The organism is Sphingomonas sp. P4_G3 (assembly GCF_056401105.1).
The window spans coordinates 1-24,778 of record NZ_JBFUJZ010000016.1 but is presented as its reverse complement, the minus strand read 5'-3'; the positions used below and the strand labels follow the sequence as shown (position 1 = coordinate 24,778).

Sequence of the window (24,778 nt, the reverse complement as noted above, 5' to 3'; positions counted from 1 at the left end):
CTCCTGCTCGCGCAGAAGCACGAATATCGATGCGTTCCGATCCTAGAACGGTACGTCGTCGTCAAGATCGTCCGAGAAGCCGCCACGAGCGCCGCTGCTGCCGCCGCCGCCGCCGAAGGCGCTACCGCCACCGCTCGGCGCGTCGGCGAATTCGTCGCGGCCGCTCGCGAAGCCGCCACCCCCGCCACCGCCGCCGGAACCGCCGCCGCCGCCCGGCGCGCCGTCGAGCATCGTCAACACGCTGTTGAAGCCCTGCAGCACGATCTCGGTCGAATAGCGATCCTTGCCGTCCTGGTCCTGCCATTTGCGGGTCTGCAGCGCGCCCTCGATATAGACTTTCGAGCCCTTGCGCAGATAGCGCTCGGCGACATTGGCCAGGCCTTCGCTGAACACCTTGACCGTATGCCATTCGGTGCGCTCCTTGCGCTCGCCCGAATTGCGGTCCTTCCACTGTTCCGACGTCGCGATGCGCAGCTCGACGACCTTGCCGCCGTTCTGGAAAGTACGGCTCTCGGGATCGCGCCCGAGATTGCCGACGAGAATGACCTTGTTGACGCTGCCCGCCATGAAATTCGCCCTAGCCTAGAGGCCGACGAGTGTCGCCAGCCAGTATGTGATTCCGGCCATGATGTAGGCAAGCAGGAACAAATAGCCAACCATGAAAGCGGGCCATCGCCACCCGTTTGTCTCTCGCCTGGTGACCGCGATGGTCGAGATGCATTGCGGCGCGAACACGAACCACATGAGGAACGCGAGGGCGGTGGCCAGGCTCCAGCGCTTGTGGAGAGTCTGCGCCATTTTGGTTTCATCGTCGCCGCCCGACGTGTCGATGGCATAAACGGTGCCCAGCGCGGCGACCGATACTTCGCGCGCCGCCATCGCCGGGATCAGCGCGAGCACGATGTCGCGGTTGAAGCCGATCGGGCGAAACGCCGGCTCGATCGCATTGGCGATGCGGCCGGCGACCGAATAATTGACCTGGCTGACTTGGCTGTCCTTGGGCACTTGCGGGAAGGACAGCATCGCCCACAGCACGATCGTGGTGAAGGCGATCGTCGTGCCGGCGCGCTTGAGGAAGATCTCGGCGCGGCTCCACAGCCCGATCGCGAGGTCGCGTACGCTCGGCAACTGGTATTTGGGCATCTCCATCATGAAGCCCGACGAGGCGCCCTTGGTCACCGTGCGGCGCAGGACCAAAGCGACGACGAACGCGCCGGCTACCCCCATGATGTACAGGCCGAGCATGACCAGCCCCTGCAGCCCGACGAACGGCAGCACGCGGACATTGGGGATCATCGCGCCGATCACCAATGTGTAGACCGGCAGCCGCGCCGAACAGGTCATCAGCGGCGCGATCAGGATCGTGGTCAGGCGGTCCTTCTCGTCCTCGATCGTGCGCGTCGACATGATCCCGGGGACGGCACAGGCGAAGCTCGACAGCAAGGGAATGAAGGCGCGCCCCGACAGCCCGACGCTCGCCATGATCCGGTCCATCAGGAACGCCGCGCGGACCATATAGCCGCTCGCTTCGAGCACCAGGATGAAGAAGAACATGATCAGGATCTGGGGCAGGAACTTGATCACCGCCCCCACGCCCGCGATCGCGCCGTCGGTGATCAGCGACCGCAGGATCGAATCGGGCATGACTTGTTTGACCAGCCCGGCGAGCCAGTCGAACCCCGAAGCGATCGCGTCGGCCGGCGCCGCGCCGGCGAAGAACACCGCCTGGAACATCACGAACAGCACGACGAACAACAGCAGCACGCCGAACACCGGATGCAGCGCGACCGAATCGAGCATGTGCGTCCAGCGCCGCACCGGGGTTTCCGAGATCGTCGCCGCCATCGCGATCTGACGCGCGCGGCGCTGCAAGGTGGCGATGTCGGCGTGGAGCACCGGGTCGCTCGGGCGCAATGCCGTCGCGCCGGGCGTGGCGAGATCGGCCAGCGCTTCCTTGAGCTCGTCGATCCCGCGCTTGCGGACGGCGACGGTAGGAATGACGGGAACGCCGAGCTCGCGTGCCAATGCTTCGGGATCGAGCTTGAGGCCGTCGCGCTCGGCGAGGTCGAACATGTTGAGCGCGACCACCACCGGCAGACCGAGCGCGATGAGCTGGAGCGTGAAGCGCAGATGGTTGTCGAGGTTGGAGGCATCGACCACCACGATGATCGCATCGGGCAACCGTTCGCCCGCCTGCGTGCCGGTGACGACGTCGCGGGTGACGCGCTCGTCGGGGCTCGACGGTTCGAGGCTGTAAGTACCGGGCAAATCGAGCAATTCGACCGGGCGGCCATCCGGCAGCGCCATCCGGCCGGCGTGTCGCTCGACGGTGACCCCGGGATAATTGCCGACCTTTTGCCGCGCGCCGGTCAGCGCGTTGAACAGCGCGCTTTTGCCGGCATTGGGGTTGCCGACCAGCGCGACCAGCGGCGCGGGATTCATCCTCAGGAGCTAGCTGGTCAGCGGATCGACATGGATCGCGCCGGCGACCCGGCGGCGCAGCGCCACGGTCATGCGGCCGATCCGGCAAGCGATCGGCCCGCCGCCGATCCGCGCGCGATGCAGCACCTCGATCCCGACGCCTTCATCGAAGCCAAGCTCGCGCAGCCGCCGGCCCTCGGGCGCGGTCAGCCGGTCCCAGGCGATGCCCGCGACGGTGGCCCGCTGGCGCTGGGGAAGCTGTTCGAGACTGAGCGGAATCGTCGCCATGACGACTCACCTAGAACTACTGCGACTGATTATCAATAACGTTCTTTTACGGATTGCGTCGAATTCCCTCTCCCCTTGTGGGCGCATCAGGTCGGTCATGCCCCCGGCATGACCTGAACAGCGCGGGGCGCTGTTTACCTGATGCGGGAGGGAGCGCCGGAGGCGCGGAAGGGTGAGGGGGAGTCACGAGCGATACCACCTGCGACTCCCCCTCACCCTTCCCACTCGCTGCGCGAGCGGGCCCCTTCCCTCTCCCACAAGGGGAGAGGGAGCTTTAAACCGCAGGATAGCGCAGCCGCCCAATGAATCGCGACAAACTCGGCCGATGCTCGATCCGCCCGAGGAACTGCGCCTTGGCCTTCTCGAACCGCATGATCCCCTCGATCCGCCGCGCGAGGAAAGCACGGGTGTCGGCCTGGCCTTCGCTTTCGTCGTCGAGGAACACGGTGATCGTCGCGGCATAGACGCCGCCCAGCATCGCGCGCTTGGTATAGTGATTATAGTCGGTCGCGGTGTCGCCGGCGGCGCGCCACATCAGGTCGGCGGCGCGCCAGCCGAGCTTCGCGCCGTGCGCGACGTTGGTCGGCATCGCCAGGATCGCCAGCGCGCGGCGCAACGTCTCGCGATGCGCGGCGAGCAAATCGAGCCGCGCTTCGACCAGCGCGGCGATCTTCTCGCGCACTTTCATCTTGCTCAGCGTTTCGGGCGGCAGCTTCTCGATCATCCCGCGGTCGATGCTCGCGAACCAGGCATCGATCATCGTCGTGGCATCGGGCAGCGCGAGCAACGCCACGTCGCGGTCGACGCCGAGCTGGTCGGCCGCCATGTCGCGCGCCGCCGCTTTCCAGCCGTCGAACGCGGCATTGTCGGCGACGAGCGGGGCGAGCGCCTCGCGGATTTCGTCGAGCGTCGGATCTGCAGGAAGGGTCATGGCGCGCTTATGCTCCTGCCGTACCCTCCGGGGCAAGCTCGGCAGCGTCCTTGCGCTCGCCGCGCACTAGCACCAGCGCCACCGCGACGGCGACCGCGCCGATCATGTCGACGCCGTCGAGCCGCTCGCCATACCAGACCCAGCCGATCGTCGCCGCCATCACCGGCTGCGTCAGCAAGGCGATGCCGATCACCATCGGCGACATCTGGCCGAGAGCGAAGATCATCAGCCCCTGGCCGATGATCTGGCTCGACAGCGCCATCAGCACCAGCGGCGTCCAATTGTGCGGCATGACCTGCTCGCCGAGCAGATTGGCGAAGACCAGCAGCGGCAGCACGCTGGCCAAGGTCGCCAAGGTGAGCGCGGGGATCGGCGCCATCGTGTCGCGCACTTTGGCCATGATCGCGAAATAGATCGTGTAGAGAAACCCCGCGAGCAGGCAGAGCAGGTCGCCGGCGAGATGCGTCGGCGCGATCTGCATCGACCGCCCCATCAGCAGCCCCGCCCCGGCCAGCGCGAGAAGCAGCGCGAACCCCTGCGTCCTGGACGGCCAGGCGCGGGCGATCAAGAAGCCATAGACCGGATAGAACAGAGTCGTCGAATTGCCGAACAGGGTCGCATTGGCGAGTTGTGTCTTGAGGATGCCGATATGCCAGGTGGCGAGGTCGCCGGCAAAGCACAGTCCGCCGGCCCCGATCGCCCACCACACGCCGCGGCTGATCCCGGTCGGCCTCCAGCCTGTCCCGAACGCGGCGGCGAGCAGCACGGGCGCCGCCAGTGCGATCCGCCAGAACGCGGCGGCGACCGGCCCGACATCGCTCATCCGCACGAAAACCGGGCCGACGCTCAACAGGACATTGGCGAGGATCAGTGCCGCGAAAGCAAAAGGATGAGCGGCGACGCTTTTGTCGTCCGAAGCTTTTCTTGTTGCGCTTTCCCGGTGCATGCGGCCCCATAACACCTATCTGCGCCGCGTCCGCAAAGAAGTCCTTTCGGGAGGTTATCCGCATATGCCGACGTTGTTCGATCCTATCCAGCTTGGCGATATCGCCGCCAACAACCGCATCCTGATGTCGCCGCTGACGCGTGGTCGCTCGACCGCCGAGCACGTGCCGACCGACATCATGATCGACTATTACCGCCAGCGCGCCGGCGCCGGCGTGATCATCACCGAAGGCACCGGCGTCAGCCGGCTCGGCCTGGGCTGGCCCAACGCCCCCGGCCTGTGGACCGATGCGCAGGTCGAGGCATGGAAGCCGGTGACCGCCGCGGTGCACGAGGCGGGTGGCAAGATCGTCGCGCAGATCTGGCATATGGGACGGCTCGCGCGGCCCGACGTGACTGGCCTGCAGCCGTTATCGTCCTCGGTGACGCGCGCGCCTTATCACAAGGAAGACAATCCCTATCAGGAAGCGCGCGCCGCGACGCTCGACGACATCAAGCGCGCCCAGGATGAATATGCCACCGCCGCGCGCAACGCGATCGCCGCCGGGTTCGACGGAGTCCAGCTGCACGGCGCGAACGGCTATCTGATCGACCAGTTCCTGCGCGACAACACCAATTTCCGCGACGACGATTATGGCGGCAGCCCGGAAAACCGCATCCGCTTCATGAAGGAAGCGGTTCAGGCAGTGATCGCCGAGGTCGGCGCCGGCCGCACCGCGATCCGCCTGTCGCCCAATGGCGAGACGCAAGGCGCCGACGACAGCAATCCAGAGGCCGTGTTCGTGCCGGCGGCAAAGGTCCTCAACGACCTCGGTATCGCCTTCCTCGAACTGCGCGAGCTGTCGCCGGCGGGGACGTTCGGCGCGTCGGAAGTGCCCAAGCTGAGCCCGAAGATCCGCCAGGTGTTCGCGCGGCCGCTGATCCTCAACCAGGATTATACGGTCGAGGGCGCGCAGGCCGATATCGCCTCGGGTCTCGCCGACGGCATCTCGTTCGGGCGCAAGTTCATCGCCAACCCCGACCTCGTCGACCGCTTCCGCCGCGGCGCGGAACTCAACGCCGACGACTTCAAGACCTGGTACACGCCGGGGCCGGAGGGATATATCGATTACCCGGCGTTGGAGCAGCAGGCAGCGGAGTAGGCCTAGCTAAATCTCCCCCAGCTTGCCTCGGGGGCATCGCGAAGCGATGGTGGAGGGGCCCCGCCGACGCACCGGCAGGGTCCCCTTCGCATGATGGCTTTGAGCCGTTTCCATCCTAGGCGGGGCCACATGAGCGTAGTCGACCCGGCGCGTGTCGGGCGCAGCGCTATCACGAAATCATCTTCCTGCCGCTCCCCACGATATAGTCGGGTGCAATTCCCACCTATTGGCCGCGCCACCCGACCCGCTATGCTGCTCGGGTCCATTGGGGGGATGGTATGGAGTTGATTCGCAGAGGACTGGTCGCGCTTTTCGCTCTGGCCGCGCTGACGACAATGCCGGCGGTCGCGGAAGGACATGGCGGCAGGGACAATGTATTACTGCGCGCGGCGGACGCGTTGCAGGCCAAGGATTATGCCAAGGCGGCGCCTCTGCTCGAAAAGGGCTGCGACATGGGGTCGGCCGCCGCCTGTGGAGAGCTCGGAGTACTCTATCATGACGGCAGCGGCGTCCAGAAGGACGACACACGTTCCGCCACGCTGTTCAGCAAGGCATGTGATCTCGGCCTGGCGCTCGGCTGCACCAATGCCGGCTGGGCGAACGAGAGCGGCGTAGGAACCGCGAAGGACGAAACCCGCGCATCGGACCTCTACACCAAGGCGTGCGATGCCAATGAAATGCAGGGCTGCTACAATCTTGCCGGTCTCTATATGGACGGGCGCGGCGTGTCGCAGGATCAGAAACGCGCCGCCAAGCTCTATGACAAGACTTGCGCGCACGACCCCAAGATGGGGTGTCTCCCCCTCGCCGGCCTGCTCGTCATCGGTAAGGACGTGCCGTCTGATATCGTAAAGGCTAAGACCCTTTATGTGCAGGCCTGTGACAGCGGGCAATTCGCGGGCTGTTACGCGATCGGCCAGCTTTATGGCCGGGGCCTCGGCGTCATTCGCGATGACGCCTTGGCCGCCCAATTCTACACCAAGGCGTGCGATGGCGGCCTTGCCATGGCTTGTTCCGATCTCGGTGTGCTCAACGCCGAGGGTAACGGTCTGGCCCACGACCAGGCGCGCGCCGTCGATCTGTTCCGCAAGGCTTGCGATCTGGGCGAGCAGACCGCCTGCGCCAATCTCGGCAAGGCCTATGCCGACGGTAGCGGACTCCCCCGCGATTATGCTCGCGCGGTGGAATTGGGCACCAAGGCCTGTGACACCAGCGCCGCTTATGGCTGTGTCCTTCTCGGGCGTTTATATTCGATGGGCCAGGGCGTTCCCCAGGACAAGTCGCGCGCCCTCGCTCTCTATGCCAAGGCATGCGACGGCGGCGAGCTTCAGGGATGCGTGAACCAGGCCGTTTTCTATGCCGCGGGCACCACGGTCCCGCGCGATCCGGCCCGCGCCGCGACGCTGTATACGCGCGCCTGTGACGGCGGCGTGACGCTGGGCTGCTACAATCTCGGCGTAGCCTATGCGAAAGGTCTGGGTGTCGCGATCGACTGGAAAAGAGCGGCCGACCTGTTCGTCAAGGCCTGCAATAATGGCGAGATGCACGGCTGCTATAATCTCGGCATCATCTATCAGAATGGCGAGGGGGTCACGCGAAGCACGGTGGAGGCGAACGCACTGTACGATCGGGCCTGCGCCGCTGGCCTGGCGGATGCTTGTTTCAACGCGTCAACGCTGACCACCGATCGCGACGCGATCATTGCGCTGCTGCGCCGCGCGCTGAAAGCCGATCCCGGGTTCACCAAGGCACGTACCGCGTTGGTCAAGATGGGGGTGAAGGCCTGATCCCTGCTCTCGCGTGACGTGAGCGCGGCTTGCTGATAGCGTCGCTGCCATGGACGCGGTGGGCATTATCGGGCTCGCAGCCAGCATCAGCCTGTTGAGCGGATGGCGGTTGTATCTCTGCGTGTTCGCGACCGGGCTCGCGATGCATGTCGGCTGGATCGCGCTGCCGCACCAGCTTCACAGCCTCGACGTGCTCGCCAATTGGTGGGTGATCGGCGCCGCTGGCGTCGGCGCGCTGGCCGAATTCTTCGCCGACAAGGTGATGTGGGTCGATAGCGCCTGGGACGCGGTCCACACCTTGGTCCGCCCGATCGGCGGCGCGTTGCTCGCGCTCGCGATCGTCGACCCGCACGACGCCAAATGGCAAGTGATCGCCTTGCTGCTCGGCGGCGGCGCGGCGTTGCTGACGCATGGCGCCAAGGCGGGAACGCGCGCGGCCGTCAACGCCAGTCCCGAGCCGTTCAGCAATATCGCGGTGTCGGCCGGCGAGGATGTCGCGACCACTGGTTTGCTCGTGGCGGCGATCGCCAGCCCCTGGGCGGCGGTGGTGATCGCGGTGCTGGTGCTGGCCGCGGCGGTCGCGATGCTGCTCGTGCTTCGCCACGCCTTCAGGCGGCTGTTCCCGAAGAAACAGCCGAACTAAATCCTCCCCGCTTCGCGGGGAGGGTGTTCCGACTTTGGCATGCCCCCGGCATGCCAAGATCGTGTCCGGGGGACACGATCTCGTCCGAACACATTCGCGCAGCGAATGGTGGAGGGGGCGGGCCGCGAGCGATTCCGATGCGGCGATCCCCCTCCACCACGCGCTGACGCGCGCGGTCCCCCTCCCCGTAAACGGGGAGGATTTTAGCGCGTCACCTCACCGGCAGCGGACATTATCCTTGTCGATCGCTTGGCCGGCAACAGCACCCGCCGCCGCGCCCAGGATGATGCCCAACGGCTCCGACCGGCCCGACGTCACCGCCGCGCCCAGCGCGCCGCCGGCGATCCCGCCGACGATCAGCCCGGTCGTGCCGTCCGACCGGCGGCAATAATAGCGCCCGTCGCGGCCGACATAGACGCGGTCGTTGCGGCTCAGGCGGCGCTCGCGATAACGCGGATTGTCGACATAATATTGGTCGGCATAATAGCCGTTATAGCGCGGATCGGGCCGGTTATAATCGTATTGGCGATAGGACCGATAGTCGCTCGCATAGCCGGGCGAGTCATAGGTCTCGGCGCAGCCGGCGGTCGTCGCCGCGGTGGCGGCAATCAACGCAAGGGTTAGGATACGCATTCTACTCTCCTCCTGTAGCCCCGCACTAGCGTATCAATGCGTCGCGGCGCGAATAGTTGCGGAGGCGTAAGAATAGTGGGGAATGTGTCCAATATATCTCCCCTCCCTGCTTGCAGGGAGGGGATTAAGGGGTGGGTTGAGCGTCGGACGAGGCTCGATGCCTCGTTCGACGCTGTCCTTGCGGTCGGTTGATGAGTCTTTTGGGCGCGCAGACGCGCGCACCCACCCCCGGCCMCTCCCTTTCAGGGAGGGGAGTCCGCGACTCTCAGTGCACCGACGCCGGCTTCAACGCCTCGCGCTCGGCCTCGCTCGGGATGGCCTCCGGATCGGGCCGGAAATCCTCGGGCGCGCGGTCGGTGTCGGGCTTGGCGGCGTCGAGCGCGAGGTCGGGCGCCTCTTGCCCCTCGGCATCGTCCATCCATGGCGCGCGCGGCATCTTCACCCATCCGCGCCACAAAGCGGCGGCGAGGCCCGCGCCGACCGCCAGCACCGCGCCCGCCGCGATCGAGCGGTTGCGCGTGCGATTGTCGGTCTTGAAGCGGCCATGGCTGTCGCGGGCTTGCTTGCTGTTCGGCATGTTTCCTCTCCTGAAGTGAAACGATACGAGGTCAACGGACAGCGAGCGGCCGCGTTCCCTGCGCCTCTGACCGGCCGGCCGGGTGGCGGATCAGGAATTCCCCACCCGCTTGCGGGAGGGGAGTCTATTCACCGATGCCGCCACCAGCCCGAGGATCATTCCTCAGCGTTTTCTCACCTCCCGCTCATGCCGCTTATCGCCGCATGTGCGATGAGAAGGCCGCAATGGAGGTGAACAGACCCTCACCCTTCCCACCGCCTTCGGCGGCGGGCCCCTTCCCTCTCCTGCATGCGGGCGCATCAGGTCGGTCATGCCCCCGGCATGACCTAAACAGCGCGGGGCGCTGTTTACCTAATGCGGGAGGGAGGCGCGAAAGCGCCGGAAGGGTGAGGGTCTGTCTAAGAACCGGAGACGAACACATGGCTGGATCGATCGAACGAGCGCCGCGTCTGTGGACTCCTTGGCGGATCGCCCGCTGGACCGCGGCCCTGGTGTTGCTGCTCATCCCGGCGGTGATGATGCGGGTCAGCAACGAATGGCATTGGGGCATCGGCAGCTTCGTCGTCGCCGGCGTGATGATCGGCGGGGTCGGGCTGCTCTACGAACTCGCCGAAAAGGCGAGCGGCAGCCGCGCCTATCGCGCCGGCGTCGCCATCGTGCTGGTGACGTCGTTCCTGACGGTATGGACGACGATCGTCCGCGACGACGGCAACGGCATCGGCTTCTTGCTGCTGGTCGTCACGGCGGCCGTGGGCGCGTTCGCCGCTTGGTTCCGGCCCGCGGGCATGGCGCGGGCGATGCTTGGCGTGGCGGTGATGCAGGCGCTGGTCGGGATCGCCGTCGCCACCGCGCCGGTGACGGCGAGCGTGCCGGACGGCTCGTTCAGGGCGCTGGTGTTCAGCGGCGTGTTTTCGGGGTTGTGGCTGATCTCGGCGGTGTGCTTCCGTGCGGCCGCGAGAGGGCCTCGCTGACGCCGACGGCGTCGCTTATGCGCGGGTGTTCGCCTTCGATAGCCGTGAGCGCCAGTGACCCGAATCTGAAGTTCGCTCAACGATTTGGCTAGGTGGGTGCGAACTTCAGATTCGGGTCACTAGAAACCATTGATTCTAGTGTGGTTTAAGGATTTGAAATTCGCTCCGTACCTAGCCGCTTAATGTGGCGAATTTCAAATCCACCACACTAGCCTGACCCGGCAGTTGGGGCGCGCCACATTGTCATCCCGCACGCGCTAACTCATCCGATTTGGGCGCAATTTATCCGGGGTCCACGCCCGCCAGCACCTATCAACCCGCCATCATGACGCGTACGAAACCAACGGGCTTGGGAGTCGTCGGACATGGGAACAATCATCACCGTCTATCTGGTCAACAACAGTCAGGGAGCGATCGTCGCTCCCGGTGCCCCGCCAATCGTGGTTGCGAATGATGGCAAGCCGGTCCAGATCGGCCAAGCGGTTGCCGAGGGCACGTGGGGCACCTTTTTCGCGCTGCGCACGGTCAACGCTCACGATTCCGACATGGAAATCTTCCTGACGGGAACGTCGGGCAAGCTCCGCGACTACGGCGTCCGGCTGAAGGGTGACACGTCGGCGCGCGGCACCGATACGATGGCGGGCACGCGCGTCTCGCTCGATGGCGACACGCTGACGGTGACGATCGACCATGTCTTCGCGCCCTGGACCGGCAAGCTCGCCGGTACCCTCCAGCTCCATCAGGTCACCATGCCCGGCACGCATGACAGCGGCACGTTCGGCATGGGTGCGTATAATTGCTGCCAGGACATGACGATCCTCGAGCAACTCTATGTCGGCGTGCGCTATTTCGACATTCGCGTCAGCACCAAGTCGGCGGCGCTGCAAGTGGTGCATGCCGGCTATGCCACTTATTACACGCTGGCGGAGGTGGCGACGACCTTTCGCAAATTCCTCGACGGCTCGCTCAACGTCAATGCGACCGACGAGACGATCGTCGTCCAGCTCAAGGTCGATGACGGCCCCGATGATCTGGCCTGGGCCAATGCGATCATCGCCTGTGTCAACCAGGCCTTTGCCGGGGCCGCCAAGCAACCATATCTCGATCCGATCGGGCAATATGCCCCGGTCATGAACGACCTGAAGGGCCGGCTGGTCGTGCTGCGCCGGCTCGAGGGCAGGCCACATCAGGGCGGGGGCACGCCGGTCAAATATTTCGTCTCGCTCGACGTGTTCGAGAAATATTGGGGAACGCCCGCATGGGTGTCCGAATTCGGCACCAACGAATTCGAATGGGTCGATCCCGGCAAGGGCAATGTCGATTACCGCACGCTCCAGGGCGTGTCGTTCCGGCTGCAGGACAAGTATAACGAGATTGCGCCGATCAAGGCCAACATCGTGATCGGCGTGCTCGACGATGCGGCGAACGGGGTGATGCCCGATTCCTGGTACCTCAATTTCTCCAGCGCCGCGCTCGGCGTGCCGCCGCGCGGGGTCGCGAACGACGTCAACCCGCGCGTGGAGACCTGGCTGGACAATGCGGCGAAGAACCCGAAGCTGGCGCGCTACGGCACGCTGCTGATGGATTTCCCGAGCGTTGCTATGTGCGAGAAGCTGATCGCGAAGAATTTCTAGGGGTGCGGGCGCGCCCGGCCCGCGGCGGCCGGGCGCCGATCGCGCGTTCTACCCGGCGATCAGCGGAGCTGCTCGCGGCGGAAGGCGTCGATCTTCTGGTCGGTCTTGTACTGGCTGAGCGAATAGACCGCCCAGATCGCCGCCGGCAGCCAACCGACCAGCGTAACCTGCAGCGCGAGACAGACGATCCCGGCAAGGGGCCGTCCGATCGTGAAGAACAGCAACCACGGCAGCAATAATGCGATGATCAGACGCAAGCGACTTCTCCCTTTACGAGCCCGATATCACGATCGCGGCCGGTAGGTCACGGGAATCTTTAGCCGATTTGGGCCCGACGCACAGTTGGAGCGGGCCGCTCTATTCGGTAGACTGTCACCGCAGCCACTCAAAGGACAGCAGACGACGGAGGAGACCGGCACCATGGCGAAGAAATACACGGCGCAATGCGCGTGCGGCAGCGTCAAGTTCGAGTTCGATACCGACCCCAGTTTCGTCGCGGTGTGCCATTGCCTGGACTGCAAGAAAGCATCGGGCGGCGAGGCGGCGACGTTCTTCGGCGTGCCCCAGGACGATTTCACGCTGACCAGCGGATCGCCCGTGCCGTTCCACTATGTCGCCGAATCCGGCAAAGGCCTGGACCGCAACTACTGTCCGGAGTGCGGCGCGCGCGTGTTCTCGAGCAACCTGGAAAGCTTCCCCGGCGCGGTCTTCGTGACGCTTGGGAGCCTCGACGATCCGGGGCGGATCGAGCCCAAGGTGGAGATGTTCGTCAAGCGGCGGCTGGCGTGGGTGGCGCCGCTGGATTTGCCGCAGTTTGAGGGGATGCCGGGTTGAGGGCCGGCTGGGATATGGCGCAGCCGAGCTGAGGGCAGTTTAGCGCATTAAATAGACTGTCACCGTAACCCTACTGTAATTCGCGTTCTATCCAAACTGGTTCTTTATCAGTCTTGCGCCGGAATAGCATTTGTGCATTCGTATCTGAACATATGGCACTCCACAACATCCACCTCCGCAAGTTGCTCAAGATTTTTTATCTGGAGAAAAATCGAAAAACCTCGGCGCTGCGCGCGGATATTCGCGAAGATATAGCGCGAGATTCTGGAGAGTTTGGCGGGGGAGGTGATTTTTATGCTCCTTTTTGGTTCGACGCGAAGAATCATGTCTTCGAAAAAAGGGATTTGCGAGAGGCGACTCTAGAACGGATCGCCGCCAATCCGGGCCGCGCGAGACTCTACCCTCTACTTCAGGATGGCTTCTTGCTTTGGTGGGAAGAGAAACGCCGATGGCAGAATAAGCCATTCAAGCCGTCTGATTGGATCAAAGGGAATCTCAAAATTGAAGACATTAAAGCGAATGTTAAAATAGACAACGTGCTGTCGGTAAGAGATTCTAGAGGGGCGGATCATTTCATTTATCCCTATTTTTCTCCTGAACCAGTATTTCGGGAAGAGGCGGCTCGTCTCGGTATTTGGGCAATTTCGAAGGCGCTTCCCGAATTGACTATAAATGATGTGAGAATACTTGACGTAATCAGAGGGAACACCTTCTCGCCGGATAGAAATCCACTTCTTGGTAACGAAGAGGAGGTATTTTTGAAGAGATATGGAGAGACTCTGGGTCAATGGAATGAGTTAAGGCGTGAATATGACTGAGATGTCTATTGATATGGAGCAAGAGTATCAGCTCAGGCTGCCTGTCTGGAAATCTTTGCGCGAAGAAGCTGTTTATATTATCGAAGAAGCGCTGGGTGCCACGCCGATTAAAGTGCATTCTATCGAATCAAGAGTAAAGGATTTAACCTCTTTTGTTGGAAAAATCGCCAGCGATAAATATAAAGATCCGATAGAAGATATTGCTGATATAGTTGGAATAAGAATAGTTACGTTGTTCAAGAGTAACCTCTCCGACATCGAAACTATCCTCGCAGAGGAATTTCACGTAGTAAGCAAAGATGATAAGACTCTCTCAGAAAACTCGGTGTTAGGTTACAGATCTATACACTATATTTGCACAATAAAAAATGAGTATACCGGGCCGAGATATAAAAACATCACCGGAGTAAAATTTGAGATACAGGTGAGAACGATATGTATGCACGCTTGGTCGTCAGTGTCCCATTACCTGGATTATAAGGGCGATTGGGATGTTCCAAAGGAATTAAAAGAATCCCTGCGTGCTTTGAGTGGCTTGTTTCATATTGCCGATAGCCAATTCGAGCAATTTTTTATGGCACGAGAGAGTTATCATAGGCAAATCTCTCTACGGCCGAGTAATATATTAGCTGTTGAGATAAATCTGGAAACGCTATCTGACTACCTCGGGCGAAAATTTTCGAATCGTTCGGCCGTGATTAAAGCACAGATATCGGAATTTATTAACGAGATTAGGAATTTGGGGATTACGAGTATTTCTTCTTTAGACAAGATAATAGACGAGTCAGCGGAGAGTCTCGAAAAAATTGAAGAAAGACGGCGCAGCAAATTTGCAGCTTTAGGTGCTGCGAGAGTTTCTCTTGGAATAGCAAGTCAAGAGTACAGAAATCTGAAATACAATGGGCAGAGTCAAAAGCAGGCCATGGAAGTTTTTTCCGTTGACTAGCTTTTCCATAAGTTAGATTCGGAGTTACGCTGTAGTCCGAGCTTCACTCCGCCGCCACAGCCTCCCGCTTCCCGGCAACCTTCCCATCCCGCCCTCGCAGCAACGGCGCGAGATACTGCCCGGTAAAGCTCCGCGCGACCTTCACCACCTCTTCCGGCGTCCCGACCGCAACGATCTCCCCGCCCTTGACGCCACCCTCGGGCCCCAGGTCGATGATCCAGTCCGCGGTCTTGATGACGTCGAGATTGTGCTCGATCACCACCGCCGTATTGCCCTGCTCGACCAAAGCATGGAGCACCTCGAGCAGTCACCGTAATTCCATGTTTCCGCCCTAGAATCAGATAAGTTCAGATACCGGGCACAGGAGGGAACGGAAGGGGTAAGCCTTTTTCTTTCGCCATGTGATTGGCAGCGTCTGTTGCGGCGGCGACGGCGCCGTCCCGAACAACGTGGCGTTGCTCGTCGATCATCCGTGTCTCGATCTGCCTTCGAAAGGCGTCGAGCTTTCGGCCCAATGCAGCGCCGCCGGGTTCTGTGCGCAGCCTCGCCTCGGCACGGGTAAGGTCAACGCTCCATGCCGGTTCGTCTGCTTTCAGTCGGGCAAGCGCGGAGTCGATGCTCTCGTCGCGAAAGTCGAACCGATAGGCGCGCAAGTCCGTGATGAACGGCCTGACGAATGTGACCAGTCGGGCCCTTTCCGATGGATTAAAGACGCCCGGTATTTGCGCCCTGATATAAAGCCGATCTCCGGCGAGCAGCGGTTCGACATGGTCGTCGCAATATTTACTGGCGGCTACGGCCATGCGGTCGAGAATGCCGGGCAGTTTGTCTTCCATTCCCGCATAAGCCGGCTCCTTTCTGATCATTTCGCCGAGCCGGTATCGACATTGAAACCTGACCCCGGTTTCCATTGCCCTCGGCAGGACGAAATCGACCAGTATTTCATCGTCAGCCCCCGCCTGTGGGGTCGCAATGGCTGGCCAGAGGAAGAAGCTGGCAGCTGTCAAGCAGACCAGCAGCACCGCCCCCAATGTCAATATAGGACGCACGAATTCCCCTCCCCTTTTTCGCTATAACAATGAAGGTGGGCCGAAAGGTTGGCAAGCAGCCCGCAAGGGGAGTTACGGTGCCAACCCCCTTCAACGCTCAGGATCGCCCGTCGCGCAGCTGCTCACCACCCCGACCACAATGCTCCCTTGCGCAGGAGAGGGTAGGTGGACGTCGAGGAAAGGTGTCGCCGGGTGGAGCGACGCGCTGCGCGAATCTCGTGGACGGCGGGCGACGGCGCCGAGGCCGCGGTGCGCAGAGGTCTCCCAGCGATCGCACCAGGGCGTCGCGCGCAAAATTGGCACTTTTTGCGCACCACGCGACGCTGCCAAATGAAGATTATCACATTGGGAAGTCGGTGCTTTTCCCGAAAAAAGAGTACCTTGATGGGTTTCGCGCGAAACGAGCGGATACCGCCTTTCGACAAAAAACCCTTAGGAATATCAGTCGCTTGCAGCGGCGTGTGAATGGAAATCACACCCCGCATAGCAAACCCATCACGCACACGCATACCCATGCGGGTCAGCAATCAGGTCTTCGACGAAAATGCATCAGCCTCGCTGACCCGCGCGAGCAGCCGGAGCGGGGTTTCGCATTCGCGTCGAGCGGGGCTCACTCCGCCGCCACGGCCTCCCGGTTCGCCCTATGCCCCGCGCCTTGCTACCACTTCCCCCCAACATCCTCGATCGCTTTGAGCAGCGAGCGTTTGCTGGGGGTGCGGTACTTGCCGGCGTTGCGGGGGAGATCGGGCTCGCCCAGTTCGGCTCGCCGCGCCGCAAGGCGCGCGGCGGCTTCGGCATGCGTGACGCGCGGGCCGGCCCAGCCTTTCTTGCCGTCAATCTTTGATGTCGTCGATGCCATGGTCGCCGGAACTTTCCTCGCGAATGCGACGATCAAGATACTCCGGATCGGCTTCCGGGTGAAGTCGCAGCAATAGCCGCGCCTGGTCGATCCGGTCGCGCGCGGTGCCCGAGGCATATTGCCCCATCCGGTCGGCAATCAGATCCTCGACCGAGATGATGGCGAACGACAGGCCGGGCGCGACATCCTCGACGAGCAGGATATGATCTCGGTCGACGCTGCCATCCATCGGCATATCGCCGACGATTTCGAAGCCGAGCCGAAAATCGGGATGAACCCAGCCACGCGTCGACTTGCCCGGGCCCGATGGCTTGACGAAGCCGTGGCGGCGCATCTCCTCGTGCAATTCGTCCTGCGCCAGCGAGCAGAGGTCGAAATCGCCGGTCGCGATGGCGCTGCCCGAATAATATTCCACGGCGGCACCGCCGACCAGCACCGGTCGCGGCAATCCTCGCGCGGCCATTGCCTCGCTGATGCGCGCGAGCAGGCGCAGTGCCGCCTCGAACTCGGGGCGATAGAGGCTCACTCCGCCGCCACAGCCTCCCGCTTGCCCGAAACCTTCCCGTCCCTCCCGCGCAGCAACGGCGCGAGATACTGCCCGGTAAAGCTCCGCTCGACCTTCACCACTTCCTCCGGCGTCCCGACCGCCACGATCTCCCCGCCCTTCACGCCGCCTTCCGGCCCCAGGTCGATGATCCAGTCCGCGGTCTTAATGACGTCGAGATTGTGCTCGATCACCACCACCGTATTGCCCTGCTCGACCAGCGCATGGAGCACCTCGAGCAGCTTGCGCACGTCCTCGAAATGCAGGCCGGTGGTCGGCTCGTCCAGGATGTAGAGCGTGTTGCCGGTCGCGCGGCGGGACAGTTCCTTCGACAGCTTGACGCGCTGCGCTTCGCCGCCCGACAGCGTCGTCGCCTGTTGCCCGACCTTGATATAGCCCAGCCCGACCTCGACCAGCATTTCCATCTTGTCGCGGATCGGCGGCACCGCCTTGAAGAATTCGGCGGCGTCTTCGACCGTCATGTCGAGCACGTCGGCGATCGAATGCCCCTTGAACTTCACTTCCAAGGTCTCGCGATTGTAGCGCGCGCCGTGGCACACGTCGCACGTCACATAGACGTCGGGCAGGAAGTGCATCTCGATCTTGAGCACGCCGTCGCCCTGGCACGCCTCGCACCGGCCGCCCTTGACGTTGAAGCTGAACCGCCCGGGCTTGTAGCCGCGCGCCTGGCTTTCGGGCAGGCCGGCGAACCAGTCGCGGATCTGGGTGAAGGCGCCGGTATAGGTCGCCGGGTTGGAGCGCGGGGTGCGGCCGATCGGCGACTGGTCGATGTCGATGACCTTGTCGAGATATTGCAGCCCGGTGATCTTGTCGTGCTTGCCGGACAGGATGCGCGCGCCGTTGAGCTGACGCGCGGCGGCGGCATAGAGCGTGTCGATCGTGAAGCTCGACTTGCCCGATCCCGACACGCCGGTGATGCAAGTGAAGGTGCCGATCGGGATGCTCGCGGTCACGCCGCGCAGATTGTTGGCGGTGGCGTTGTGCACGGTCAACTGCTTGCCCGTGCCCGAGCGGCGGAGCATCGGCACCGGCACCGAACGCGTGCCGTTGAGATAATCGGCGGTGATCGAGTCGGTGTGCGCGAGCACTTCGGGCAGCGTGCCCTTGGCGACGATCTCGCCGCCATGCATGCCGGCGCCCGGCCCCATGTCGACGATATAATCGGCCGAGCGGATCGCATCCTCGTCATGCTCGACCACCAGCACCGTGTTGCCGAGGTCGCGCAGGCGCCGGAGCGTCGCGAGCAACATGTCGTTGTCGCGCTGGTGCAGCCCGATCGACGGCTCGTCGAGCACGTAGAGCACGCCCGACAGCCCGCTGCCGATCTGGCTGGCGAGGCGGATGCGCTGGCTCTCGCCGCCCGACAAGGTGCCGCTGGTGCGGTCGAGATTGAGGTAGTCGAGCCCGACATTGTTGAGGAAGCCGAGCCGCTCGACGATCTCCTTGAGGATGCGCTCGGCGATTTCCTTCTGCTGGCCGTTGAGGTGGCGCGGCAGGTCCTGGAACCAGGCGAGCGCGTCGACCACCGACAGATGCGTCGCGTAGCTGATGTCCTGCATCGCGATCTTGACCGCCAGCGCCTCGGGCTTGAGGCGGGCGCCGTGGCACGTCTCGCACGGTTGCGAGGATTGGTATTTGCTCAGCTCCTCGCGCATCCAAGCGCTCTCGGTCTGGAGCATGCGGCGGTTGAGGTTGCCGATCACGCCCTCGAACGGCTTGCGCACGTCGTACGATTTCTTGCCGTCGACGAAGGTCAAGGTCACCGGCTTGCCCGCGGTGCCGTAGAGGATGACCAGCCGGACCTCGCCGGGCAGGTCCTTCCACGGCGTCTCCAGGCTGAACCCGAATTCGCGCGCCAGGCTGCCCAGCACCTGCATGTAATAGGGGCTGGGCGGATTGGACTTGGCCCAGGGCACCACCGCGCCCTTCTTCAGGCTGAGGTCGTGATTGGGGACGACCAGATCCTCGTCGAAGATCAGCTTCTCGCCGAGGCCATCGCACGCCGGGCAGGCGCCCTGCGGGGCGTTGAACGAGAACAGGCGGGGTTCGATCTCGGCGATGGTGAAGCCGGACACCGGGCAGGCGAATTTCTCGCTGAACACGATGCGGTTGTCGGGGACACCCGCGCCCTTCATCGCGCCGCCATCCGTCGCCCCGGCGGAGGAGTGACGGGTCGGATCGTCCCCCGGACGATCCTTGGGCATGCGGGGCATGCCCAACCCGTCACTGGCCGCTGGCCGTATCGCGCCTTCGCCGGCGGCCCCGGCCTGCGCCGGGGCGACGAAAGTGGCTGACACTTCCTTCACGCGATTCGACGTAGCGGCCGCGTTGATCTCCGCGACAGTCGTATCCACCAAATCCACATAAGCCAGCCCCTCGGCCAGCTTCAGCGCGGTCTCGAAACTGTCGGCCAGCCGCGTCGCCATGTCGGGCCCGACCACCAGCCGGTCGACCACCACCTCGATGTCGTGCTTGTACTTCTTGTCGAGCGCCGGCGCCTCGTCGATCTCGTACAATTCGCCGTCGATGCGGACGCGGGTGAAGCCCGCTTTCTGCCATTCGGCGAGTTCCTTGCGATACTCGCCCTTGCGCCCGCGCACGACCGGCGCGAGCAAATAGAGCCGCGTGCCCTCGGGCAGCGCCATCACGCGGTCGACCATCTGGCTGACCGTCTGCGCCGCGATCGGCAGGCCGGTGGCGGGCGAATAAGGCACGCCGACGCGCGCCCATAACAGGCGCATATAATCGTAGATCTCGGTCACCGTCGCGACGGTCGAGCGCGGATTGCGGCTGGTGGTCTTCTGCTCGATCGAGATCGCCGGGCTGAGCCCTTCGATATGATCGACATCGGGCTTCTGCATCAGCTCGAGGAACTGGCGTGCATAAGCCGACAGGCTCTCGACATAGCGCCGCTGCCCCTCGGCATAGATGGTGTCGAAGGCGAGCGAGGATTTGCCCGAGCCTGACAGCCCGGTGATCACCGTCAGCGTGTCGCGCGGGATGTCGATATCGACGCCCTTGAGATTGTGCTCGCGCGCGCCGCGCACCTGAATGTGAGTCAGCATGTAGGCATTTGTTCCAGATTTGTTCGCTTGGGACAAGGGGGCGCGCCGCGTTCCTCATCCGAGCGATAGACATAGGAACATGCAACGCTGCTTGCCACCCCGGGGGTCCGCAGGCGCGCCGGCAAAGTGTCACGGCAATGACGCAAATCAGTGTAAATCCGGCAAAAGAGCGGATTTACTTCCGTTCGACGCCAACTAGATTGGCGATGTTGGATGGGGCTTTGGGGGGACTGCAATATGGTCAGTGAAACATTCGTCGGAACCGTGGTAACCGAAAATCGCGGTGACGCCGACTGGATGAAGGTTCACCTGACCGCCGGGACGATCTACAATTACTACATTCCGGTGAACAACGCCTATTTCTCGGCGGTGCTGTACGACGCCGATTCGAATCCAATCAATGTCGTCCGCCCCTTTGCCAATGCGGGTTATTTCTCGGTTCCCGTCACTGGCGACTATTTCTTCTCGGTGGAGGCTGAAGGCAATTCGGCGCTGATCACAACCGTGACGATCAATTCGGTCGACGATCCGCTTCCCGGCGCGACCTTCACCTCCGCGACGATTGCGATCGGGCAGACGCTGACGATCGACAACAACAATACACCCCAATACAATCAGGACTGGTTCGGCATCGACCTCGTCGCAGGGCAGAGTTATTCGCTCACGGTCGCCAACCAGAGCGCCAACACCTTCTTTCTCGACGCGAGCGGCAAGGTCGTCGGCGACGGCCAGCATTTCACTGCGCCGACCACCGGTCATTATTTCGCGGCGATCGTGCCTTTTGGGAGCGGTGGATCATATGACCTGACGCTCAACGCGGTGGCGGACGACCATCCCGATCTGATCGCCTATGCCGGCAATGTTGCAGTCGGAACGAACGCCACGGGCACGTCGGAGACGACGCTCGACCTGGATTATTACGCGATCACCCTGGCCGCCAATACCAGCTACCGTTTCACCGTGACACCCGGCGCCGCCATCCGCATGTTCGATGCGGCTGGCCATGTCATCACCGATCCGAGCTCGGGAGTGGCAGAGAATACCTCACCCACCGTGTTCACCTCGACCACCGCCGGGACCTATTATGTCGGGGTCTATGCCAACGGCACGGTGACCTCGCCAGTCAATTACACACTGACCGCTGCTACCCAGCCCGGCGACCTGCCCAACAACATGTCGACCAATGCACAGGTCACGGTTGGCGCCGCCGCGACCGGCAGCTTATGGCAGGCGCGCGGCGATAGCGACTGGTTCAAGATCGACTTGGTCCAGGGGCAGTCGTACGACATCGTGCTGGCCACCTCTCTGAGCACTTATAATCCCGAGGCGCGCTTCGGTCTGTACGATCCGAGCGGTCGCCAGGTGGTGCTAAACTATTCCGGATTTCAGGGCAGTGAGCTGACCCATACCGCTGAAGTGACCGGCACTTACTATATCAGCGCGTCGACCGGCATCGTGCAGAGCTATACGATCGCCGCGACTAGCTATATCGACGATTATGCTGACACCGCCTCGACCACCGGCCATTTCGCGGTCAACGGTAGCGTCACCGGAGTGTCCGAAACGCTCAACGATCAGGATTGGTTCGCGGTCGATCTGGTCGCCAACCATACTTACACGCTGGGCGATTCGGCGTCGGGGCTGGTCGACGCGACCGGCAAGTCGATGCTGTCCAGCGGTGTGGGCGACCTGACCTTCACGCCGACGGTCACGGGCACCTACTACGTCATTGCATCCGGAGCTGGGGCGGGCTCGAACTATACCGCGTCGATCCGCGAGGTCGCCGACGACTATCTCGACAACGCGCTCACCAAGGGCGTGATGTACCAGCAGTTCAACGGTACGGCCGGTCCTGACGCGCTCAACGGCACCGATTTTCCGAGCCAGCTCAATGGGCTCGACGGCGACGATGTGCTGACCGGCGGTGCGTCGGGCGACCAGCTCAACGGCGGGATCGGCAATGATACGCTAAACGGCAATGGCGGGAACGACACGCTATATGGTAATGCCGGCAACGATCTGCTTGACGGTGGCGCGGGCGTCGACAGACTGATCGGTGGGACGGGCGACGACACCTATGTCTGGGATGGCGTCGACACGATTATCGAGGGTGCAGGCGCAGGCAACGACACGGTCGAAAGTGCGATCTCCGCATCGCTGGCAAGCTTCGCCAATGTCGAGAATCTGACGCTGACCGGCGGTCTGGCGATCGACGGCACCGGCAATACGGCGGCCAATGTCATTCATGGCAATTCCGCTTCGAACACGCTCAATGGCGGCGGCGGGGCCGACATGCTCTATGGTGGCGGTGGGGACGACACCTACATTGTCGACAATGCCGGCGTGCAGATCATCGAGAACGTCAACGAGGGCACCGACACGGTGCGCTCGTCGCTGAGCTATACGCTGGGCGCCAATGTCGAGAACCTGGTGCTGACCGGCACCGGCAACATCAACGGCTATGGCAATAGCGGCCAGAATATGATCACCGGCAATGCCGGGAGCAACACGCTCGACGGTGGCGGCGGTGGCGATACGCTGCAGGGTGGGGCGGGCAACGATGTTTATTTCGTCCGCAACGCCGCCGACGTGATCGTCGAAGGCGCCGGCGAAGGCACGGCCGATACGGTGCTGACAACGGTGAGTTATGCGCTGGGCGCCAACGCCCAGGTCGAGCGACTGGCGGCGGCGGATTCGAACCTGACGACCGCGCTCAACCTGACCGGCAATGCCTGGTCGCACCTGATCCAGGGCAACAATGGCGTGAACACGCTGACCGGCGGCAGCGGCAATGACAGCCTGTTCGGCTATGCCGGCGACGACCGGCTGGTTGGCGGCCAGGGCGTCGACCAGATGACCGGTGGCGTGGGCAACGACACCTATGTCGTCGACAATGCCGGCGACCAGGTGATCGAGAACGCCAATGAGGGCACCGACACGGTCGAGGCCTCGATCAGCTATACTTTGGGCGCCAATGTCGAGAACCTGACCCTGACCGGCGGTCTGGCGATCGACGGCACCGGCAATGCCGGCGCCAATGTCATTCACGGCAATAGCGCTGCGAACACGCTCAACGGCGGTGGCGGGGCCGATACGCTCTATGGCGGTGGCGGCGACGACACCTACATCGTCGACAATGCCGGCGTGCAGATCGTCGAGAACGCAGGCGAGGGCACCGACACGGTACGGTCGTCGCTGAGCTACACGCTCGGCGCCAATCTCGAGAACCTGGTGCTCACCGGCACCGCCAACATCAACGGCTATGGCAATGCCGGCCAGAACGTGATCACCGGCAATGCCGGCAGCAACCAGCTCGATGGCGGCGGCGGTGGCGATACGCTCCAGGGTGGTGCGGGCAACGATGTCTATTATGTCCGCAACGCCGGCGATGTGATCGTCGAGAATGCCAATGAAGGCACCGCCGATACCGTGCTGGCGACGGTGAGCTACACGCTGACGGCGGCAGCCCAGGTCGAGCGGCTGTCGGCATCGGACGCCAATGCGACCGTCGCGCTCAACCTCACCGGCAATGCCTGGTCGCATCTGATCCAGGGCAATAATGGCGTGAACACGCTGACCGGCGGCAGCGGCAATGACAATCTCTATGGCTATGCCGGCGACGACCGGCTCGATGGCGGGCAGGGGACCGACACGCTGTATGGCGGCGTGGGCAACGACACTTATGTCGTCGACAGCCTGAGCGATGTGATCGTCGAGAATGCCAATGAAGGCACCGACACGGTCGAGRCGGCGATCACTTACTCGCTGGCGGCTCTCGCCAATGTCGAGAACCTGACCYTGGCCGGCAATGCGGCGATCGACGGCACCGGCAATGCGCTCGACAACATAATCCGCGGCAACTCGGCGGCGAACACGCTCAACGGCGGCGGCGGTACCGACATGCTCTACGGTGGCGCGGGCGACGATATTTATGTGATCGGCGATGCGCACGCCAAGGTGGTCGAGCTCGTGGGCGAAGGCAATGACAGTGTCCAGGCGTCGGTCAGCTACTCGCTTGTTGGCATGAGCAACATCGAGACGCTGCAGCTGACGGGCACGGCGAACATCAACGCGACCGGCAATGGCGAGCACAACATCCTGATCGGCAATGCCGGCAGCAACGTGCTCGATGGCGCGGGTGGCGGCGACACGCTCCAGGGCGGGGCGGGCAACGATGTCTATTATGTCCGCAACGCCGGCGATGCGATCGTCGAGAATGCCAATGAAGGCACCGCCGATACCGTGCTGGCGAGCGTGAGCTACACGCTCAATGCCAATGCCCAGGTCGAGCGGCTGGCGGCATCGGACGCCAATGCGACGACGGCGATCAACCTGACCGGCAATGCCTGGTCGCACCTGCTCCAGGGCAATAACGGCGCCAACATCCTGACCGGCGGCAGCGGTGCCGACACGCTGATGGGCTATGGCGGCAACGACACGCTGTTCGGCGGCGGTGGTGCCGACAAGTTCGTGTTCGCCCACGGCACCGGCCAGGACAGTATCGGCGACTTCGTCACAGGGACCGACAAGATCGACCTCACCGCTATCGGCTTTGCCAGCTACCAGGACGTGATCAACGCCACGCACGATGTCGGCGGCAATGCGGTGATCGCCCTCGGCAATGGCGACCAGCTGACCTTGACCGGGGTCACTACCGCGCAACTCCATTC

The 24,778-nt window shown here is 63.0% G+C and carries 21 protein-coding genes and 1 pseudogene; 9 read left to right on the top strand and 13 right to left on the bottom strand.

Going from position 1 to position 24,778, the window contains the following annotated elements:
* Nucleotides 1-42: 42 nt before the first annotated feature.
* The 5 genes from ssb to AC1DQQ_RS21925 form a co-directional block, all read right to left on the bottom strand.
* Nucleotides 43-567, bottom strand: coding sequence for a single-stranded DNA-binding protein (ssb, locus tag AC1DQQ_RS21945; RefSeq protein ID WP_478046780.1), 525 nt, complete (start codon nucleotides 565-567; stop codon nucleotides 43-45).
* Between the two features lie 15 nt (nucleotides 568-582).
* A complete protein-coding gene (feoB, locus tag AC1DQQ_RS21940; protein ID WP_478046779.1) occupies nucleotides 583-2,442 on the bottom strand; it encodes a ferrous iron transporter B in 1,860 nt (619 codons plus the stop codon).
* A 9-nt stretch (nucleotides 2,443-2,451) separates the two neighbouring features.
* A complete protein-coding gene (locus AC1DQQ_RS21935; protein WP_478032817.1) occupies nucleotides 2,452-2,709 on the bottom strand; it encodes a FeoA family protein in 258 nt (85 codons plus the stop codon).
* Between the two features lie 274 nt (nucleotides 2,710-2,983).
* A complete protein-coding gene (locus tag AC1DQQ_RS21930) occupies nucleotides 2,984-3,640 on the bottom strand; it encodes a COQ9 family protein (RefSeq protein WP_478046778.1) in 657 nt (218 codons plus the stop codon).
* A gap of 7 nt (nucleotides 3,641-3,647) precedes the next feature.
* On the bottom strand, nucleotides 3,648-4,586 hold the full coding sequence (locus AC1DQQ_RS21925; protein ID WP_478046777.1) for a DMT family transporter: 939 nt from the start codon (nucleotides 4,584-4,586) through the stop codon (nucleotides 3,648-3,650).
* A 64-nt stretch (nucleotides 4,587-4,650) separates the two neighbouring features.
* Here AC1DQQ_RS21925 and AC1DQQ_RS21920 point away from each other — a divergent pair, with 64 nt between their 5' ends.
* The 3 genes from AC1DQQ_RS21920 (at nucleotide 4,651) to AC1DQQ_RS21910 (ending at nucleotide 8,157) form a co-directional block, all read left to right on the top strand.
* Nucleotides 4,651-5,727 (top strand): alkene reductase, encoded by a 1,077-nt coding sequence (locus AC1DQQ_RS21920; protein ID WP_478046776.1) that lies wholly within the window; start codon nucleotides 4,651-4,653, stop codon nucleotides 5,725-5,727.
* A gap of 278 nt (nucleotides 5,728-6,005) precedes the next feature.
* Complete coding sequence (locus AC1DQQ_RS21915) at nucleotides 6,006-7,514, top strand: tetratricopeptide repeat protein (RefSeq protein ID WP_478046775.1); 1,509 nt, start codon at nucleotides 6,006-6,008, stop codon at nucleotides 7,512-7,514.
* A gap of 49 nt (nucleotides 7,515-7,563) precedes the next feature.
* Nucleotides 7,564-8,157 (top strand): DUF4126 domain-containing protein, encoded by a 594-nt coding sequence (locus AC1DQQ_RS21910; protein ID WP_478046774.1) that lies wholly within the window; start codon nucleotides 7,564-7,566, stop codon nucleotides 8,155-8,157.
* Nucleotides 8,158-8,373: 216 nt separating this feature from the next.
* Here AC1DQQ_RS21910 and AC1DQQ_RS21905 read toward each other — a convergent pair whose 3' ends face one another.
* Together AC1DQQ_RS21905 and AC1DQQ_RS21900 are read right to left on the bottom strand one after the other, a co-directional pair.
* Nucleotides 8,374-8,790 carry a glycine zipper 2TM domain-containing protein gene (locus AC1DQQ_RS21905; RefSeq protein ID WP_478032828.1) on the bottom strand — a complete coding sequence of 139 codons (417 nt, stop codon included), beginning with the start codon at nucleotides 8,788-8,790 and terminating at the stop codon, nucleotides 8,374-8,376.
* A 265-nt stretch (nucleotides 8,791-9,055) separates the two neighbouring features.
* Complete coding sequence (locus AC1DQQ_RS21900) at nucleotides 9,056-9,367, bottom strand: hypothetical protein (protein WP_478046773.1); 312 nt, start codon at nucleotides 9,365-9,367, stop codon at nucleotides 9,056-9,058.
* A 419-nt stretch (nucleotides 9,368-9,786) separates the two neighbouring features.
* Between AC1DQQ_RS21900 and AC1DQQ_RS21895 the strand changes: the two genes are divergently transcribed.
* Nucleotides 9,787-10,338 (top strand): hypothetical protein, encoded by a 552-nt coding sequence (locus AC1DQQ_RS21895; protein ID WP_478046772.1) that lies wholly within the window; start codon nucleotides 9,787-9,789, stop codon nucleotides 10,336-10,338.
* A gap of 365 nt (nucleotides 10,339-10,703) precedes the next feature.
* Nucleotides 10,704-11,972 carry a PI-PLC domain-containing protein gene (locus AC1DQQ_RS21890; protein WP_478046771.1) on the top strand — a complete coding sequence of 423 codons (1,269 nt, stop codon included), beginning with the start codon at nucleotides 10,704-10,706 and terminating at the stop codon, nucleotides 11,970-11,972.
* Nucleotides 11,973-12,031: 59 nt separating this feature from the next.
* Here AC1DQQ_RS21890 and AC1DQQ_RS21885 read toward each other — a convergent pair whose 3' ends face one another.
* Nucleotides 12,032-12,229 carry a YqaE/Pmp3 family membrane protein gene (locus tag AC1DQQ_RS21885; RefSeq protein ID WP_478032840.1) on the bottom strand — a complete coding sequence of 66 codons (198 nt, stop codon included), beginning with the start codon at nucleotides 12,227-12,229 and terminating at the stop codon, nucleotides 12,032-12,034.
* A 163-nt stretch (nucleotides 12,230-12,392) separates the two neighbouring features.
* Here AC1DQQ_RS21885 and AC1DQQ_RS21880 point away from each other — a divergent pair, with 163 nt between their 5' ends.
* From AC1DQQ_RS21880 to AC1DQQ_RS21870, 3 genes are all read left to right on the top strand, one after another.
* Nucleotides 12,393-12,806: a GFA family protein gene (locus AC1DQQ_RS21880; RefSeq protein WP_478046770.1), complete on the top strand. Its 414-nt coding sequence runs from the start codon at nucleotides 12,393-12,395 to the stop codon at nucleotides 12,804-12,806.
* Nucleotides 12,807-12,958: 152 nt separating this feature from the next.
* Complete coding sequence (locus AC1DQQ_RS21875) at nucleotides 12,959-13,624, top strand: hypothetical protein (RefSeq protein ID WP_478046769.1); 666 nt, start codon at nucleotides 12,959-12,961, stop codon at nucleotides 13,622-13,624.
* Nucleotides 13,617-14,570: a GTP pyrophosphokinase gene (locus AC1DQQ_RS21870; protein WP_478046768.1), complete on the top strand. Its 954-nt coding sequence runs from the start codon at nucleotides 13,617-13,619 to the stop codon at nucleotides 14,568-14,570. Before AC1DQQ_RS21875 ends, AC1DQQ_RS21870 begins: the two co-directional genes overlap by 8 nt.
* Before the next feature lie 43 nt (nucleotides 14,571-14,613).
* Here the strand turns inward: AC1DQQ_RS21870 and AC1DQQ_RS21865 are convergent.
* From AC1DQQ_RS21865 to uvrA, 5 genes and pseudogenes are all read right to left on the bottom strand, one after another.
* Nucleotides 14,614-14,877: pseudogene (locus AC1DQQ_RS21865) on the bottom strand (hypothetical protein); the annotation flags it as partial.
* Nucleotides 14,878-14,917: 40 nt separating this feature from the next.
* Entirely contained in the window at nucleotides 14,918-15,619 is a 702-nt protein-coding gene (locus AC1DQQ_RS21860) for a hypothetical protein (protein WP_478046767.1), read from the bottom strand.
* Between the two features lie 658 nt (nucleotides 15,620-16,277).
* A complete protein-coding gene (locus AC1DQQ_RS21855; RefSeq protein ID WP_478043021.1) occupies nucleotides 16,278-16,478 on the bottom strand; it encodes a hypothetical protein in 201 nt (66 codons plus the stop codon).
* Complete coding sequence (locus AC1DQQ_RS21850) at nucleotides 16,453-17,004, bottom strand: hypothetical protein (protein ID WP_478043020.1); 552 nt, start codon at nucleotides 17,002-17,004, stop codon at nucleotides 16,453-16,455. Before AC1DQQ_RS21850 ends, AC1DQQ_RS21855 begins: the two co-directional genes overlap by 26 nt.
* Nucleotides 17,001-20,108 carry an excinuclease ABC subunit UvrA gene (gene uvrA, locus AC1DQQ_RS21845; RefSeq protein ID WP_478046766.1) on the bottom strand — a complete coding sequence of 1,036 codons (3,108 nt, stop codon included), beginning with the start codon at nucleotides 20,106-20,108 and terminating at the stop codon, nucleotides 17,001-17,003. Before uvrA ends, AC1DQQ_RS21850 begins: the two co-directional genes overlap by 4 nt.
* Nucleotides 20,109-20,345: 237 nt before the next feature.
* Between uvrA and AC1DQQ_RS21840 the strand changes: the two genes are divergently transcribed.
* Nucleotides 20,346-24,778: beta strand repeat-containing protein (locus tag AC1DQQ_RS21840; protein ID WP_478046765.1), on the top strand; the 4,433-nt coding region annotated here is incomplete at its 3' end.